Source organism: Pseudomonas sp. 1L-E-NC-VB-C3, from assembly GCF_057291535.1.
The window spans coordinates 211030-228687 of sequence record NZ_JBXAWD010000006.1 but is presented as its reverse complement, the minus strand read 5'-3'; the positions used below and the strand labels follow the sequence as shown (position 1 = coordinate 228687).

15 protein-coding genes are annotated in these 17658 nt (G+C 60.7%); 5 read left to right on the top strand and 10 right to left on the bottom strand.

Going from position 1 to position 17658, the window contains the following annotated elements; genetic code table 11:
- The first annotated feature begins 171 nt into the window (after positions 1–171).
- Positions 172–1191, top strand: coding sequence for an alpha/beta hydrolase (locus AC0Z5Z_RS12510; protein WP_310215527.1), 1020 nt, complete (start codon positions 172–174; stop codon positions 1189–1191).
- 108 nt (positions 1192–1299) lie between these two features.
- Positions 1300–2727 (top strand): mechanosensitive ion channel family protein, encoded by a 1428-nt coding sequence (locus AC0Z5Z_RS12505; protein WP_073474277.1) that lies wholly within the window; start codon positions 1300–1302, stop codon positions 2725–2727.
- Between the two features lie 87 nt (positions 2728–2814).
- On the opposite strand, the gene ycaC is transcribed toward AC0Z5Z_RS12505, so the two are convergent.
- From ycaC to AC0Z5Z_RS12475, 6 genes are all read right to left on the bottom strand, one after another.
- A complete protein-coding gene (gene ycaC, locus AC0Z5Z_RS12500) occupies positions 2815–3438 on the bottom strand; it encodes an isochorismate family cysteine hydrolase YcaC (protein ID WP_016774080.1) in 624 nt (207 codons plus the stop codon).
- 68 nt (positions 3439–3506) lie between these two features.
- Positions 3507–5345, bottom strand: a complete 1839-nt coding sequence (locus AC0Z5Z_RS12495; RefSeq protein ID WP_042609477.1) for an amidohydrolase — start codon at positions 5343–5345, stop codon at positions 3507–3509.
- 40 nt (positions 5346–5385) lie between these two features.
- On the bottom strand, positions 5386–6012 hold the full coding sequence (locus AC0Z5Z_RS12490) for an antibiotic biosynthesis monooxygenase (RefSeq protein ID WP_110646470.1): 627 nt from the start codon (positions 6010–6012) through the stop codon (positions 5386–5388).
- Positions 6005–6418 carry a DoxX family protein gene (locus tag AC0Z5Z_RS12485; protein ID WP_024012430.1) on the bottom strand — a complete coding sequence of 138 codons (414 nt, stop codon included), beginning with the start codon at positions 6416–6418 and terminating at the stop codon, positions 6005–6007. The genes AC0Z5Z_RS12490 and AC0Z5Z_RS12485 overlap by 8 nt, the downstream gene beginning before the upstream one ends.
- A 502-nt stretch (positions 6419–6920) precedes the next feature.
- On the bottom strand, positions 6921–7844 hold the full coding sequence (locus AC0Z5Z_RS12480; protein ID WP_039762138.1) for a LysR family transcriptional regulator: 924 nt from the start codon (positions 7842–7844) through the stop codon (positions 6921–6923).
- Positions 7845–7898: 54 nt separating this feature from the next.
- Positions 7899–8882 (bottom strand): MBL fold metallo-hydrolase, encoded by a 984-nt coding sequence (locus AC0Z5Z_RS12475; RefSeq protein ID WP_056784490.1) that lies wholly within the window; start codon positions 8880–8882, stop codon positions 7899–7901.
- A 236-nt stretch (positions 8883–9118) separates the two neighbouring features.
- Between AC0Z5Z_RS12475 and AC0Z5Z_RS12470 the strand changes: the two genes are divergently transcribed.
- Together AC0Z5Z_RS12470 and AC0Z5Z_RS12465 are read left to right on the top strand one after the other, a co-directional pair.
- Positions 9119–9550 (top strand): helix-turn-helix domain-containing protein, encoded by a 432-nt coding sequence (locus AC0Z5Z_RS12470; RefSeq protein ID WP_041478577.1) that lies wholly within the window; start codon positions 9119–9121, stop codon positions 9548–9550.
- Between the two features lie 134 nt (positions 9551–9684).
- On the top strand, positions 9685–12534 hold the full coding sequence (locus tag AC0Z5Z_RS12465; protein WP_485611161.1) for an ATP-binding protein: 2850 nt from the start codon (positions 9685–9687) through the stop codon (positions 12532–12534).
- Here the strand turns inward: AC0Z5Z_RS12465 and AC0Z5Z_RS12460 are convergent.
- On the bottom strand, positions 12499–13971 hold the full coding sequence (locus AC0Z5Z_RS12460) for an ATP-binding protein (protein WP_252869159.1): 1473 nt from the start codon (positions 13969–13971) through the stop codon (positions 12499–12501). The genes AC0Z5Z_RS12465 and AC0Z5Z_RS12460 overlap by 36 nt on opposite strands.
- Before the next feature lie 90 nt (positions 13972–14061).
- Entirely contained in the window at positions 14062–15012 is a 951-nt protein-coding gene (locus AC0Z5Z_RS12455; protein ID WP_460060537.1) for a GlxA family transcriptional regulator, read from the bottom strand.
- 220 nt (positions 15013–15232) lie between these two features.
- Between AC0Z5Z_RS12455 and AC0Z5Z_RS12450 the strand changes: the two genes are divergently transcribed.
- A complete protein-coding gene (locus tag AC0Z5Z_RS12450) occupies positions 15233–15955 on the top strand; it encodes a pirin family protein (protein WP_252869158.1) in 723 nt (240 codons plus the stop codon).
- A 41-nt stretch (positions 15956–15996) separates the two neighbouring features.
- On the opposite strand, the gene AC0Z5Z_RS12445 is transcribed toward AC0Z5Z_RS12450, so the two are convergent.
- Positions 15997–16503, bottom strand: coding sequence for a hypothetical protein (locus tag AC0Z5Z_RS12445; protein ID WP_252869157.1), 507 nt, complete (start codon positions 16501–16503; stop codon positions 15997–15999).
- 180 nt (positions 16504–16683) lie between these two features.
- Positions 16684–17559, bottom strand: a complete 876-nt coding sequence (locus AC0Z5Z_RS12440; protein ID WP_375123402.1) for a LysR family transcriptional regulator — start codon at positions 17557–17559, stop codon at positions 16684–16686.
- Positions 17560–17658 lie beyond the last annotated feature (99 nt).

Below are 17658 nucleotides of genomic sequence, written 5' to 3'. Positions count from 1 at the left end.
ATCTGTGCTCACGGTTTGAAAACAACCCTGAACACAAAGAGCTGCCGAAGGCAGCCATCTGATCGTTGGAACGCGGAGCGTCCCCGGCTGCATTCCCACGCAGAGCGTGGGAACGATCAGATCGCAGCCTTCGGCAGCTCCTACATCACACATTCAAAAATGGAATTGAACATGAGCATCAAGAAAACCCTAGCCGCGTCCCTCCTCGCCCTGTCCGTCAGCAGCGCTTTCGCCGCTGGCAGTCCTGGCGTCGAACACAACACCCAGGCGTTCCTCGATGCCCTCGCCGCTGGTGGTGGTCGTCCGCTGGAGCAACTGAGCCCGAAGGACGCCCGTGCAGTGCTGACTGGTGCCCAAGCGTCGGTAAAGGTTGATCTGTCCGGCGTGGAAGTCAGCGACAAGGCGATCAAGGTCGACGGCCAGACCATCAACCTGAAAGTGGTGCGCCCGGCCAAGGTCAAAGGCGAGTTGCCGGTGTTCATGTTCTTCCACGGTGGCGGCTGGGTGCTGGGTGACTTCCCGACGCACCAGCGCCTGATCCGTGATCTGGTGGTCGGCTCTGGCGCTGTTGCGGTGTATGTCGATTACACGCCATCGCCGGAAGCGCAGTACCCGACCGCGATCAATCAGGCTTACGCCGCGACGAAATGGGTGGCCGAGCACGGCAAGGACATCGGTGTCGATGGCAAACGTCTGGCAGTGGCCGGCAACAGCGTCGGCGGCAACATGGCGGCGGTCGTGGCGTTGATGGCCAAGGAGCAGAAAACCCCTGCCCTGCGCTTCCAGCTGTTGATGTGGCCGGTAACCAATGCGCAATTCGACGACGCTTCTTACCAGCAATTTGCCGAGGGACACTTCCTTACCAAGGGCATGATGCAGTGGTTCTGGGACAACTACACAACCAACCCGGCCGAGCGTGCGCAGATCCATGCCTCGCCACTCAACGCCAGCGCCGAACAGCTCAAGGGCCTGCCCGCTGCGCTGGTGCAGACCGCCGAGTTCGACGTGCTGCGTGACGAAGGCGAAGGCTATGCGCGGCACCTGGATGCGGCCGGCGTGCCGGTGACCTCGGTGCGTTACAACGGGATGATTCATGACTTCGGCCTGCTCAATCCCCTGAGCCAGATTCCGGAAGTCAAAGCGGCGGTGCGTCAAGCGGCGGCTGAACTGAAGACTCATCTGAATCCATAAAAGCGAAAGATCGCAGCCTGCGGCAGCTCCTACAGGAAAACGCATTCCAAAGTAGAAGTTGTCGCAGGCTGCGATCTTTTCATTTGCAGCCATTGCGGAGCTTCGGTCATGACCCTTTTCTACGCCCACCTGCTGTCCTGGAGCGCTGTGCTGTTGCTGCTCGACGCCGCGCTCTGGCATTTCTCGCCCTTCAGCCATCGCGCGCCGCGAGTCGGTGTGCGTCTGGCACTGTTTCTGGCATTCAGCGCGCTGGTGATCAACGCCGGTGTCAGCCCGTTGCAGGCGCCGCTTTTCGCTGATGATCGCGTGGCACAACTGGGGGCGACGGCGCTGGGGATTCTCTGGTGGTTGTACGCAGCACGGGTGCTGACCGAAGTGATCGGCCTGGCGCTGATGCGCCGCATCGGTCACAGCGGTCGCTTGCTGCAGGATGTCATCGGTGCGCTGGTGTTTCTGGTCGCGATTGTCGCGGCGGCCGGTTACGTGCTGGAACTGCCGGTCAAAGGTCTGCTGGCCACTTCCGGGGTGGTCGCCATCGTGGTCGGTCTGGCGCTGCAAAGCACCCTCGCCGATGTGTTTTCCGGCATCGTCCTCAACACCACCAAGCCGTATCAGGTGGACGATCTGGTGATGATCGACGGCGTCGAAGGCAAGGTCTTCGATATCGACTGGCGCGCCACGCACCTGCTGACCAGCGCCGGCACCATGGCCGTAGTACCGAACTCGGTGGCGGCCAAGGCGAAAATCGTCAATCTCAGCCGGCCGAGCAACATGCACGGTGTCTCGATCAGTATCAAAGTGCCGAACCACATTCGTCCGCGTCGGGTATTGGATGCCCTTGATCGCACTCTGCAGGGCAGCAGTTCGCTGTTGCTCAGCCCGGCGCCGAAAGCCGTACTCAAAGAAGCCGGCGAAACCATGTCGGAATACGTTGCCAGCGGTTTCATCGCTGAGCTGGGCAAGAAGAGCGAAGTGCGCAATCAACTGTTCGACCTCGCCCATCGCCATCTCGAAGCCGCAGGTATTTCGCGCCATCCCGACGGCGTGATCGAACCGTCGAGCCGCGCCCGTGCGTTGCTGGACGAGGTGAAGATTTTCCGCTCGCTGAGCAGTGAAGAGCGCGATCGCCTGGCTGAGTCGATGGTCGCGCAGCAGTACACGGCCGGTCAGGTGGTGCTGGATCTGGACGAGGTGCCGGACAGTCTGTTCGTGATCGCCACGGGCGTGGTCAGCGCGACGGTGCCGGACGGCAATGGCCAGACCGAGGCCGGGCGCATGGGGCCGAGCGAAGTCATGGGTGAGCAGAGCATTCTTGCCGATACACCGTCGCAGGCGACGTTCACAGCACTGACGTCGAGCATCATTTATCGTCTCGACAAACAGTTGACCCGTGAGTGCATGGACAAGCGCAGCGAAGTCGGCCGGGCCTTGAACAAGTTGCAGGCGGTGCGTCAGCAGAACAGTCGCCTCGCGTTGATGGCCAAACCGGTGGCGGTGAAGAAAGGTGGTTTTTTGGGGTGGTTGCAGAAGCGCTAACAGCAAAAGATCGCAGCCTTCAGCGGCTCCTACGGGAAAATGCATTCCCATGCAGGAGCTGCCGAAGGCTGCGATCTTTTGATTTTCTTACTTGGCGGTGAACTTGGTATAGCTGTTGATCAGGTTGCGATAGTTAGGCAGACGCTCGGACAGCAGATGCGCCAGGCCTTCCATGTCGTTGCGCCAGTCGCCTTGCAGCTCGCAAGCCACAGCGAACCAGTTCATCAGGTGTGCACCGGCGGCCGACATCCGCGCCCACGCCGCTTGTTGCACAGTGGTGTTGAAAGTACCCGACGAGTCGGTGACGACGAACACTTCGAAGCCTTCAGCAATCGCCGACAGGGTCGGGAAAGCTACGCAAACGTCGGTCACTACACCGGCGATGATCAGTTGCTTGCGGCCGGTGGCCTTGATCGCTTTGACGAAGTCTTCGTTGTCCCAGGCGTTGATCTGGCCTGGACGCTGAATGAACGGCGCGTCAGGGAATTGCTCAAGCAGCTCGGGCACGATCGGGCCGTTGGGGCCTGCGTCGAAGCTGGTGGTCAGAATGGTCGGCAGCTTGAAGAACTTGGCGATGTCGCCCAGTGCCAGAACGTTGTTCTTGAACTCGTTCGGCGAGAAATCCTGCACCAGCGAGATCAGACCGGTCTGGTGGTCGACCAGCAGGACGACGGCATCATCTTTGTTCAGACGCTTGTAAGGAACGCTCATGGCAAAACTCCTGGATGGATGGTTGTTGCGGGAAGCGCCGGCCCTGATGACCGGCGCTTTTTTAAAACTCAGAACGCGAAGCAGGAACAGCCGAACGCGCCCCAGAAACCGGCGAAATCGCTGACCGGTGCATTCGACATCCGCGCTTTTTCATGGCTGTGGGTGTGCACGGCGCATGGCCCGCTGCACTGGTGAACCTGCGCTTGCAGTGGCGAGTTCGGGCGCCAGTGGCCCGGGACTTTGACTACCGGCGACCAGTCCGGCAGCACCGGAATCGAGCGCGGGCCGAGGTCTTCGAAATCGCCGGCGGCGTAGACGATCTTGCCGCCGACCACGGTCATGACCGACTCGATCCACTTGATCGCTTCTTCTTCAACGCTGAAGAAGTCCGCGCTCAGTGCCGCGAGGTCTGCCAGTTGGCCGACGCGGATCTGGCCCTTCTTGCCCTGCTCCGAGGAGAACCACGCGCTGCCGTGGGTGAACAGCTCCAGCGCGGTGCTACGTGGCAAACCTTCTTCGTACAACGCCAGACCGCCAACGGTGCGGCCGCTGACCATCCAGTACAGCGAGGTCCACGGGTTGTAGCTGGACACGCGGGTGGCGTCGGTACCGGCGCCGACCGGCACGCCTTCGGCGAGCATGCGCTTGATCGGTGGCGTGGCTTCGGCAGCTTGTTTGCCGTAGCGATCGACGAAGTATTCACCCTGGAACGCCATGCGATCCTGAATCGCGATACCGCCGCCCAGCGCTTTCACACGCTCGATGTTCTGCGGGGTGATGGTTTCAGCGTGGTCGAAGAACCACGGCAGACCGTTGAACGGAATGTCGCGGTTGACCTTCTCGAACACATCGAGCATACGGCTGATCGATTCGTTGTACGTGGCGTGCAGACGGAACGGCCAGCGCTGCTCAACGAGGTGGCGTACCACCGGCTCCAGCTCCTGTTCCATGGTCTGCGGCAGGTCTGGACGCGGCTCGAGGAAATCCTCGAAGTCGGCGGCGGAGAACACCAGCATTTCGCCAGCACCGTTGTGGCGCAGGTAGTCGTCGCCCTGATGCAACTTGACGCTGCCGGTCCAGTTCTGGAAATCGGTCAGCTCTTCTTTCGGCTTCTGGGTGAACAGGTTGTAAGCGATGCGTACGGTCAACTGGTCGTCTTTGGCCAGTTGCTCGATCACTTGGTAATCGTCCGGGTAATTCTGGAAACCACCCCCGGCGTCGATTGCACTGGTCAGGCCCAGGCGATTGAGCTCGCGCATGAACTGGCGGGTCGAGTTGACCTGATATTCCAGCGGCAGCTTCGGCCCTTTGGCCAGGGTCGAGTAGAGAATCATCGCGTTCGGCCGCGCGACCAGCATGCCGGTCGGGTTGCCGTTGCTGTCGCGGACGATTTCGCCACCCGGCGGGTTTGGCGTGTCGCGGGTGTAGCCGGCCACACGCAGGGCAGCGCGGTTGAGCAGCGCACGGTCGTAGAGGTGCAGGATGAACACCGGAGTATCCGGCGCGGCCTGGTTGATTTCTTCCAGGGTCGGCATGCGTTTTTCGGCGAACTGGAACTCGTTCCAGCCACCGACCACACGCACCCACTGCGGGGTGGGCGTGCGATCGGCCTGATCCTTGAGCATGCGCAGCGCGTCGGCGAGCGATGGCACGCCTTCCCAGCGCAGTTCGAGGTTGTAGTTCAGACCGCCGCGAATCAGGTGCAAGTGCGAGTCGTTGAGGCCAGGGATGACGCAGCGGCCCTTCATGTCGACCACTTGTGTGGCGCTGCCCTTGAGGGCCATGGCCTCGGCATCGTTACCGACGGCGACGAAACGGCCATCCTTGATCGCCACCGCACTGGCCAGTGGTTTTTCCCGGTCTACGGTATGAAATTGGCCATTGAATAAAATCAGATCGGCGCTCATCGCAGTTCCTCAAGCGAAAGTGAAAAGAAGCAAACCCCGCTCAACGCGGCGAGGTTTCTTGGGAATCGAGGTGTTCGTGGGCCTGACTGGCTTCCAGCCACGGGGTAAACAGACGGGTGACCGGCGGCATCACCACGTAGACCACCGAGAGGACGATGGTCAGGGTGATCAGGAACGTGGCGACCACGTAGTTGGACAGAAGCGGATGCAGCGCCAGCAGCGGGCCCCAGATCAGCGGCACCAGCAGGGTGTGCGGCAGAATCACCAACAGTGTGACGACAGCCTGCTTCCAGCGCGGCGGCGGCGAGCCGGCCTCGGCCAGCGGTGTGAACCAGAATTCATTGACCGGCGCGACTTCGGTCTGATCACCGTCAGCCAGCATCGGTGCGGCTTCAGCCACCAGCGCCTGACGCTCGGAGGATTCCAGCCAGCCCTGCATCGCTTCGGTGGAGCTAAAGCGCAATACGCAAGTGTAGAAATCCAGACGCCCGCGCTTGCCGCGCACCACGTCGACACCCAAATGCCCTTCGCGCTGCCCGGCGACGCGCACGATATTGCGCAGCCATGCTTCATACGCCGATTCGAAACCGGTTTTGACCGAGTGTTTGATGATCAACGTGACGGTCTCATCGGCCCCCGGTGCTTGTGAATTGAGGACTTCAGGCATAACGCAGCACTCCGGGCAAACGAACAGGGATCGCCAGCCGTCCCGGCCCGGCAATCAATACGGTGGTGAAAAGAATCAACAGCAACCAGCCAAACTGCCCTTCAGCCACACTCCATTGCGGATGCACGACCAGCAGCGCCACGAGCAGTACAAAGAGAATAGGCAAACAAGCCAATCGCGCCAGCACACCGGCGACGATCAGCAACGGGCAGAGGACTTCGGCGAAAATCGCCAGGATCAGGGTCAGGTGAGCGCCGAGGTGGAACGGGTCTTCGATCAGTTGCAGCTGCGCGGTGAAGTCCAGCAACTTCGGCAAGCCGTGCACCCACAACAGAAACAACCCGCCGCTGACTCGCAGAAACAGCAACCCGATGTCGCGCGCCTGTTCATCCCTCGTAGCAATCATGACCCGACCCTTTGAATGTCATTGACGGGAATCATGCCAAGGCCGGCGCGGGAGAAATTGGATGGGTGTGCTTAGTTGCTTTTCAGGTCTTTGATGTTCTGCCGCCAGCCACAAAACAATGTGGGAGTGAGCCTGCTTGCGAAGGCGTCAGGTCAGTCACATCCACACTAACTGACACACCGCTTTCGCGAGCAGGCTCGCGCCTACAGGTTTTTGTGGTGACCAACAATGTTCATTCCACCCCGAATCCCTGTGGGAGCTGGCTTGCCAGCGATTGGTCGGCACATCCACCACCTTCTTTGACGGACCCACCGCAATCGCTGGCAAGCCAGCTCCCACAAGTCTATGTGCCGAATCACAAAGCCCGGTCAGCCCCGAATTTCTCTGTGGGAGCGAGCCTGCTCGCGAAGGCGTCAGGCCAGTCACATCCACACTAACTGACACACCGCTTTCGCGAGCAGGCTCGCTGCCACAGGAGAACTGCTTGTGTAATCGAGGGCGGTTAAAGCGCCGGAATATCCAGCGGCGCCGCCATGAACTGGCTGATGCGCGAGCGCAGCCACTTCTCCGCCGGGTCGTTGTCATGCACCCCGCTCCAGGCCATGGACAATTGCGCGGCATCGATCGGGAATGGCGGATCTTCGGCACGCAGGGCGCAGCCTTCGACCAAGGCACAGGCGGCGTAGTCCGGGACCGTCGCGATCATCTCGGTACCGGCGAGCAAGGCGCGCAAGCCGCTGAACTGCGGCACGCCGAGAACGACTCGGCGGCAACGGCCGATCTTGGCCAGATCCAGATCGATATTGCCGCTCAGGTCACCGGAGAACGACACCATTGCATGCGGACGTTCGCAATATTCGTCCAGGGTCAACGGCCCCGGACGGTCGTCGCCGCGCAGCACTTTGCAGGGAATATCACGCAGCTTCTTGCGCTTGGCATTGGCCGGCAGATCCGTGGTGTAGCTGACACCCACGGAGATTTCTCCAGAGGCCAACAGCGCCGGCATCAACAGATAGTTGGCGCGGCGCACCACCACGACGATCCCCGGCGCCTCCTGCTGAAGCTGGCGCAACAGCGGTGGAAACAGACCGAACTCGGCGTCGTCCGACAGACCGATGCGAAATACGTCGCAACTGCTGGCCGGTTCGAATTCCTTGGCGCGGCTGACTGCGCCGGAAATCACGTCCATTGCCGGTTGCAATTCCTTGAGGATCGCCAGCGCCCGCGCTGTCGGCTCCATGCCGCGACCGTTGCGCAGCAGCAACGGATCGTCGAACAGATCACGCAAGCGCCCCAGTGCAGCACTGACCGCCGGCTGGCCCATGAACAGTTTTTCCGCCACACGGGTCAGATTCTTTTCGAACATCAGCGCTTCGAAAATCACCAGCAGGTTCATGTCGACGCGGCGCAGATCGTTACGGTTCATGGGTGTGGTTTCCTTATCGGTGTCAGACGCTTTTTGCCACAGGCGTTGGGCACTTTACTCGATCAATGGCACTTTCGCCGCGCGTTTGTAGGGGCCGTACTCTACCGGCACCCATTGGAAATGTTTGCCCTCGGCGGTGATGTGGCCGATGCCCGGGAACGGCAGATGCGCTGCCGTCACCCAGGTCTTGCTTGCCGCCGCAGCACTGAACACTGCCTGACGACTGCTGATCGCTTGCTGACTGTTGACGTCGAAACCGATCGACACTTCCGGGTGCAAAAACTGCACCGCCAGGTTATGCACCAGATCGCCCATGAACACGATGCTCTGCTGCTGCGAATTGAAGCGATATGTGGTGCTGCCCGGCGTGTGGCCGGCTTCGAGGGTTGCTTCGACCAGTCCCGGCAGTGGCGACTGCCCGGCGGCAAACGTCTTGAAGCGACCGGCGGCAACATAGGGCGCCGTAGAGTCCCGGGCTATCTTGAAAAACTCTTTTGCGCCCGCCGGGGCCTTGGCCAGCGCTGCCGGATCGAGCCAGTAGTCGGCCTCGGCTTTGGCTGCAAACACGGTGGCGTTGGCGAACACCGGTTTCTTTTCGGCGTCGACCAGACCGCAGACGTGATCGAGGTGCAGGTGCGTCAGCAGAATCGTGTCGACCTGTTCAGGCTTGTAACCGGCGGCCTGCATGTTGGCCGAGAGTTGGCCTGCGGTGGCGCCGATGCACTGCCCTGCGCCCGTGTCGACCAAAATCAGTTGTTTGCCAGTGTTGACCAGAAAGGCATTGAACGCCGTCTGCACGCCAGGGGTTTCAATCGAACGGCGCGCAAGCAGCGCGCGAATCTGACTCTGGCTCATGCCCTGCAACAACTTCGGCGACAAATCGTTGTAACCGTCGAACAACGCGGTGACTTCGTAATCGCCGACAGCCAGCCGGAAATAACCCGGCGCCTGAGTGCCAACCTGCGGTGCCTGCGCCATGGCGCCGGACATTGCCAGCACGACCGCCAGCGTCGTTGCCGCTTTCACCAAGCTTTTCATTGCATTCCCCTTTGGACCTGGCCAACGGCGGCCGTGCTTTGTCGACATCGTCGCGCAAAGCGCCGGGCGCTGACTTGCAAGGATGTGCTGAGTTCCAGCCTGAGCGAGGAAATTAACAACGATTAACTCGTCAGTCTCAAGGCATCGCCCAACAATGAAGCCCTCTGCGCAGCGTTGCTTTTTTGACCTGAGGGAATGCGCCGACCGTGCCTTCCCCACCGACACGGACCTTGGCCATGGCTTATCTACAGCAATCCGTCGCCCTCGCCCCTGCCAGCGAACCGCGTAAAAACACGACTGGCGGACTCAGTCCGCAGCGCGAACGCCAGATCAAACAGTTGATCCTCGATCGCTTGGGCGAAAGCCTCGAAGTAGCTGAGCTGGCCCGGGCATGTGCACTGTCACGCAGTCATTTCTCCCGCGCATTCAAGTGCAGCACCGGCCTGTCGCCACAGGACTGGATCCGCGCCCAGCGCCTGGCTCGAGCCAAGTTGCTGATCCAGCACACCGACTTGAGCCTGACGCAAATCAGCCTCGAATGCGGCTTCTGCGATCAGGCGCACTTCTGCCACATGTTCACCCGCAGCGAGGGCATCAATCCCTTCGCCTGGCGCTGTCGAGTCATGGATAAACCGAAAAACACCGCAGCGCAGCCTGCGGTGTTTTGACTGCTGCCGTTACGCCACCCGTTGCACTGATGCTCAAACCTGAGGATTATGCCCGGACACCCCGGATCAGACGGCCTGCGCTTGCGCCAGGCACTGATTCGCCCTGTCCGCCGCATCACCGCAGGAGCGCGCTGTTGAGTTTTTCCCCGAATCAGGCCATTGCGTTTGGCCCCTATCGGATTCATCCCGGGCAACGATTGCTACTTGAAGGCCAACAGCCTTTGCGCCTGGGACGGCGGGCGATGGACATCCTCCTGATTTTGCTGGCCCATGCCGGTGAAGTGGTGAGCAAACAGCAATTGATGGCCGGGGTCTGGCCAGACAGTGTCGTTGAAGACATCAATTTGCGCGTGCACATGGCAGCGCTGCGCAAAGCGCTTGGCGACGGGCAGAACGGCCAGCGCTACATCGTCACCGTGGCGCAGCGCGGCTACAGCTTTGTCGCACCGTTCGTGCTCGACAGCATCGAAGCAACGCCTGCGGTCGCCGCGCCCCGGCACAACCTGCCGCTGCGTCGTACGCGGATGATTGGTCGCCAACCCCTGATCGATCACTTGATTAAGCAACTGCCGCGCCGACGCTGCATCACTCTGGTCGGCCCCGGCGGCATTGGCAAGACCACCGTCGCCCTGCGCGTCGCCGAACAATTGCTCGACCAGTATCGCGACGGCATCCGCCTGGTGGATCTGGCGCCCATCGCCGATCCCGCGCTGATCGGCTCGCATCTGGCGACGCTGCTTGATCTGTCCGCAGCTGAAGGCGATGCGCAGGCTGGTCTGGTCGACGGCCTGCGAGAACAGCAAATGTTGTTGGTGATCGACAACTGCGAGCACTTGATTGATGCGGTCGCCGCGCTCAGCGAGCAGATTCTGCGGGGGGCACCAAAGGTGCATATCCTGGCGACCAGCCGCGAGAGCCTGCGCGCTGAGGGTGAGTTCGTGCAGCGTCTGGAATCGCTCGAATGCCCGTCCATGTCGACCCCGATGGAGCCGGCCCAAGCACTGGGCTTTGCTGCGATGCAGTTGTTTGTCGAGCGCGCCACCGCAGCCAGGGAAAACTTCCGACTGAGCCACGCCGAGTTGCCGCAAGCGATCGAAATCTGCCAGCGCCTGGACGGCATTCCGCTGGCACTGGAACTGGCCGCCGCGCAGGTCAGCGAATTGGGCATGGACGGATTGCTCAAGCAATTGCGCGAGGGTTTGCCGCCATTGTCGGCCGGACACCACAGCAGCGCCGAACGCCACCTGACCCTGCGCGCGACGATGGACTGGAGTTTCAACCTGCTCAACGTCTGCGAGCAAACCTGTCTGCGGCGACTGGGGATTTTCCGCGGCAGCTTCACCCTCGCCTCGGCGGCAGCGGTGATCATCGGTCAACAGATTGATCCCGGCGCGGTGTTCACCGCCGTCACGCAATTGGTGGCCAAATCCCTGCTGAGCGTCGAAGTGGGCGACGAAGATGTTTTCTATCGCTTGCTCGACACTACCCGCCACTACGCACTGGAAAAACTCGAACAGGCCGACGAGCTCAACGCAACCCGCCAACGCCACGCCGAGCGCTGCCTGACACTGATGCAGCAGGCGCAGGCGGATTGGGACAATACTCCGACTGTATTGTGGATGGAGCGCTATGCCCGGGGTCTGGAGGATTTGCGCGCGGCGCTGGACTGGAGCCTCAACGGCCCGGGACCGGATGAGCTGGGGGTGCAACTGGCAGCCGCGTCGGCGCCTTTGTGGCAGGAGCTGTCGTTGCTGCGCGATTACAGCCGCTATGTGCGCCGGGCACTGAGTCTGCTGGAGGCTTCGCCAGCAGACTCGCTGCTACCGCCCTGCCCTCGCCTGCAAATCGCCTTGAAACTGGCGCTCGGTAGCGCCAGCTATCATACCTGGGGCGGCACGCCACAAACCATTCAGGCCTTCGTCGACGCCTGCCAATTGGCCGAGGAACACGGCGATCTGGCCGGGCAACTGCGTGCGATATCGGGGCATATGGCGGTCAATCTGAGTTGCGGGCATTACCGCATGGCTTTGGCCCAGAGTGAGCAATTCGACCGCATCGGCCTGCACGGCGAACCGCTGCTGTCACTGAGCACACATCGCTTGCGCGTGCTGGCCCTGCATTATGCCGGCGACCAGCCGCAGGCACGCGTACATGCCGAGCAGGTGCTGCAACGCATGGCGCACAGCGGCCATCTCAATCGTTTCACCCATGGTTTTGGCGTGCAATACGACCAGAGCGTCGCTTCGCTGACAGTACTGGCCCGAGTGCTGTGGTTGCAGGGTCTGCCCGAGCAAGCCTGGCGCGCCGCACGGCAGGCGCTGGACATCGCCGTGCAGATCAATCACGGCACATCGATCTGTTACACCCTGGCGCTGGCCAGTTGTCTGATCGCTCATTACAACGGCGACCATGTAAACGCCCGCGCGCTGCTGCAGTTGCTGCTGGAACAATCGCAGAAGCACTCGGTGCTGCTGTTCAATAACTGGGGCCGGCAGTATGCGCAGGTGATCGATCCGGATAATGCCATGCCCGTACCAGCACAGAGCAGCGGTCTGATTCGGGAAGTGATGGTTACGCTGGATGAGCGTTTTGTCGATGATGCACTGGTGGAGCGCGCGCGCAATGGCGATGCGGGATGGAGTGCAGCGGAGATATTGCGGGCGCGGGCGGCGGCATTGTTGAAGGGTTCATCCTGTGGGAGCGAGCCTGCTCGCGAATCGGCCCGCTCAGACACCGCTGAAACCCGAGAAGCCGAACAAACCCTGCAACAAACTCTGGCCATCGCCAGAAGCCAGGGCGCCCTCGCTTGGGAACTGCGCAGCGCCACGGACCTCGCCCGATTATGGCAGCGCCAGTCCCGCCATCGCGAAGCATGGGATTTGCTCAGCCCCATTTACCAGCGCTTCACCGAAGGCTACGCCACACCGGACTTGCGCAAGGTCCGCCTGCTACTCGACAGCCTCCACGAGCAGTGCCCGGCCTGAAGCGTTGCGCGTTCTGCTGAGATAGCGCGCATGGCGCTGTTTCAGTTCGAAATTGTCGTCACTGCGCTCGAACTGATCACGAGCATAGCGGCGCACGGTGTTGAGCATCCAATAGCGGGCCGTCGCACGGTTGGGTTCTCGAACAAGCAACGATTTGCGCGCCAACCCTTCGATTATCGCGGACAGTCTGGAGCCCGCCAGATCCGCGCTGCTGATCACACTCAGTGCGGCCTCCAGGGTAAAGCCCGCGCTGAATACCGACAGACGCAGCAGCACACGCTGTTCCATCTCCGTCAGGTACTGGAAGCTCCAATCGATCGCAGCGGCCATCGACTGATGGCGCGGTTCCGCGGTGCGCCGGCCTTGGCCAAGCAACTGCAGGCCGTTTTCAACCTGTGCCTGCAAGCCGATCAAGCCAAGCGCGTCGATCTGCGCAGCGGCGAGCTCGATCGCCAGCGGCAGACCGTCCAGTTGACGGCAGATCTCGCGCACACCTGGCAAATCCTGCTCACGCAAACAGAAGCCATGCTGCCGTGCCCGCGCGCGATTGACGAACAACTGCACCGCCGGATAGCCCATGGCTTCTTCGACGGTGTTCAATGTCGAGCGCTTGGGAATCGCCAACAGCGGCACGTAATGAACGGTCTCCTGCGCGACTTGCAAGGCTTCGCGGCCGGTGACCAGAATCGACAGGCGAGGCGCAGCATGCAACAGCGTTTCCACCAGTGCCGCACAGCTGTCGCGCTGGTGGTCGCAGTTATCCAGTATCAACAAGGCGTGCCGGCCGGTCAGTGTGAAAAAGTCTGTCTTCAGGGTGTGCAACAGGCGCTCGAGCAATGGAATGTCATCTTCGAGGCTGGCAAGGTCGACCCACCAGGCGCCATCGCGAAAGTATTGCAGGAGCAATTCCGCCACGCGCAGTGCCACAGTGGTTTTGCCAACGCCCGGTGCACCGGTAATCGTCATCAAGCGGCATACCGGCATTTGTCGAACCAGACTACCAATCAGGGCGTCGCGCCCACTGACTGGCGTCAGTCGTGCCGGAAGATTGTGCAGGGGCATGAGCGCGGCAGCGGGCATGGTCAGCGCATCACTGGTGCCCTGCTCCACTGGGGCGACAAAACTGTAGCCGCAGTGCGCCACGTGAATGATGAAACGCTGCCCGTTTACGCCGTCACCCAGTGCGCGGCGCAACGCCGCAATGTGCACCCGCAGGTTGATCTCTTCGACGACCGAGGTCGGCCATACCCGAGCAATCAACTGCTCTTTGCTGACCACCTCACCCGCGTGTTCGAGCAGCGCCTGAAGGATGTCCATGGCGCGCCCGCCCATGCGCAACGGCTGCTCTCCTTCAAGGACCAGACGTTGGCGCACATGAAAGGCGTAGGGGCCGAAACGCAGCACTGAACCGTGGCTTGTGTCGTTGTGATTATTCATGCCAAACATCTTGGCACTCTCGCGTGACGATACAACCGCCAGAGCCGACGCAGCACGGACATCCGACTGCGTCAGACGGACAGAACCGCTCTAGCTGAACTGTTCACGGTATTGTAACGGTGTAAGACCGAGCTTTTCGGCGAACAACGAGCGCATGTGCCGGACACTGCCAAAGCCGCTTTTGTAGGCGATGGTCTTGAGCGGCAGATCGCCGGTTTCCAACAGGTTTCGCGCGCAGTCAATGCGGGCATTCTGCAAAAACTCCATCGGCGTCATATTGACGTCACGGGCGAACAGGCGAGCAAAGTGCCGTGCGCTCATGTTCGCCAATCCGGCCATGCGCTCGACGGTGAACGCTTCATCCAGATGTTCAAGGACGTAATTCTGCGCGCGGGTGATGGGCGTTTCTTGCGGTGAGACTGCCGCCATCAACGGGCTGAACTGCGCTTGCCCGCCCTGGCGCTTCATGACCACCAACAAGACCTTGGCAACGTCCTGGGCGATTTTCTTGCCGTGATCTCTGGCCACCACCGCCAGCGCCAGGTCGATGCCGGCCGTAACGCCACCGGAGGTGATGAGATTACGATCCTCGACGTAGATCTGATCGGTGGTCACCGTGGTTTTCGGGAAAGCCTTGATCAGCCGTTCGGTGTAGTTCCAATGCGTGGTGACGCGATAACCATCAAGCAGGCAGGCGTGGCCGAGGATGAATGCGCCAGTGCAAATCGAACCGTAACGCTCCGCGCGCGGCACGGCTTTTTTCAACCAGCCAAACAGCTCGAGAAATCTCTGGTTATAGGCGCCGGGTCCGCCCGGCACCAATAGCAGGTCATAGCGCTCGGCCGCTTCGTCGATGTGCAAGTCAGCCTGAACCTGCACGCCGTTGGACGCCCTCAGCAAGCCGCGCTCTGTGCCGAGAGTCGTCAATTGATAGTGCAGATCAGGTTTCAGATAACGGTTGGCGACTGAAAACACCTCCAGCGGCCCCGCCATGTCGAGCATCAGAAAGTCAGGGAACAGCACCATTGCCACGGTTTTCATGGGAGGTTTCACACATATTCAAGGGTCAATACGCACGCTTCAGCCAAGGCATTATGGCGGACCGAGTGTTCAGGAGCGTGATCGAATGGGTGAACCATAACGCAAAACTGTCAACCTGAGCCGGACAGTCTTTCAATTTCCATCTACTTATTGCCTCACCGGGTAACCAGTAACCTTCTCCTCACTCGGACGAATTCACGTCCCGCCAGGAGATTTCATCATGCTGACTCTTCGCAAAGCCTCCGATCGCGGCCTCGCCAATCACGGCTGGTTGAAGTCGTTTCACACCTTTTCTTTCGCCAGCTACCGCAACCCGCGTGAACAGGGTTTCTCCGATCTGCTGGTGATCAACGATGACCGGGTCGCCGCCGGCAAAGGCTTTGGCCAGCACCCGCACCGCGACATGGAGATCTTTTCCTATGTGCTCGAAGGCGCGCTGGAACACAAGGACACCCTCGGTACTGGCTCGGTGATCCGCCCTGGGGACGTGCAATTGATGAGTGCCGGCAGCGGCGTGGCGCACAGTGAGTTCAACCACTCGGCCACCAAGCCCGTGCACTTTCTGCAAATCTGGATCGTGCCGGATGTCAGTGGCGCCAAGCCGCGCTATCAACAGGAACACTTCAGCGCGCAGAAAAAACGTGGTCGCCTGCAACTGATCATCTCGCCGGACGGTAGCAGTGGCTCCCTGAAAGTCCGTCAGGATGCGCGGGTCTACGCCGGGTTATTTGACGGCGAGGAAAGTGCCACGCTGAAATTGCCGGCCAATCGTTACGCTTACGTGCACGTTGCGCGTGGCAGCGTCGAACTCAATGGCCAAGCCTTGCAGGAAGGCGACGGCGTGCGGGTTCGTGAAGAACAGCTGCTCACCTTGAGCAACGGGGTTGATGCCGAAGTGCTGGTGTTCGACTTGCGGCCTCAGGAGTTGCCGCAAATGCCATGATCTGGCGCGATGCAGAACGGCCTTCCACTGAAGGCCGTTTTTTATTGCGGCGGCTCTGCTGAGGGTTGTACGACAGGTTTGGGTGACGATACCTCTTTGCCAATCTGAATCGCTGCCAGCGTGGTTTGTATCGTGGTCAACACCGCCGCCTGATTGGCAAAATGTGCGCCAACCAGCAAGGAAGCCACGCCGAGGAAATGCACAGTGGTGGCAGCCCAGTAATTGGCCTTTACCGTCGATGCCTGTCTGATCGCTTCCCGCGATTCGTCGGCGATTTTCTGCACGCCCATCCACATCAGGTCATAACGCTTGTCCCGTTCCTGCAGGGCCTTGTCCCGTTCAAGATAGACCTTGTCCCGCTCTGCCTGAGCAGCCAGGAACCCGCGAATGTCGGCGCGCATTTCTGCCACGCGGCCATCCATCCTCGTCTCGATGGTTTCTATCCTGGCATCGAATTCTTCGCGACTTATGCTGCTCATGATTTGCCTGTCCCGCCCCGCGTCCGATCTGTCCGTGACTGCATATTGATTCACTTCCCTGATTTTCAATTCGACACCTTTCTGCGGCTACGCGGCCTTCCCTGGCTCTTCGTTTCGATGCGTCACTGAGGTCTGCATCGAGCTGCAGTGACAATAGAACTCATCACGGACTACAACAAGCCGGCCCATTCTGTCTCGGACGTAGGCTGTTTCGTCAGCAGTTGTAGCCTCGGCAAAACCCTGAACCACTTATTCGTTTTCCAGCGCAAAAGCCTCAACGATCTGCTCGATGACCGCCCGTACCCGCGCGGTGTGACGCAGGTCAGCGTGGGTGACCAGCCACACTTCATACGGCAGCGGCCGGGTCCGCTCCGGCCAAAGTCTGACGAGGCCATCGCGTTCGCCCATGTATACCGGTATCTCGCCTATCCCGAGGCCTGCGGCAAGGGCTCGACGCACCAAGAGGCTGGAGCTGAGCGTGGCGACGATGCGTCCGCGGGTCAACGGTTCAGAGACCAGCGTCAGGTCTTTTTTGCTCTGTAAGTACGGCTGATACACCACCAGATCATGGCCCCCGAAAGCGTTGCCGGGCTGCGGTTCTCCATGGCGCTCGACATAGGCCTGTGCTGCGAAAAGTCCTACAGGCCAACGGGCGATTCGCCGAGCGATGAGATCCGGGTTATCCGGCCGAGTATTGCGCACCGCGATATCGGCTTCGCGCTTGGCCAGACTGAGGATTTGCGTCGACGCATCCAACTGGATCTGCACGTCGGGGTGCTGGTCATGCAGGCGCGCCATCGCCGGGATGATGAAGTCGATGGCCATCGAGTCGGTGGTGCTGACCCGTACGTTACCGGTCAGACGATCGTCCAGCCCGTGGATGTGCCGCTCCAGTTCCAGTGCCGAATGTTCCATTTTTTCCACACTTTTACGCGCCGCTTCACCAACACTGGTCAGCGCGTAGCCATCGGAGGTACGCAGGAACAGCGTCGCGCTCAAAGACTTTTCCAGCGCGGTAATACGCCGCCCGACAGTGGCCTGGTCCACGCCCAGAACTCGTGCAGCTCCGCGCAAGGTGGACTCGCGACAGACCGCCAGAAAAACCCGCGCATCATCCCAATTCATGCTGATCCTCATCGAAGCATTTTTGCATCACTCTGCCGCTTAATCGCTGCATATGCGCAGCCAAGATAGCCGATAAGCTGAGCGCCATACACCTCTTGT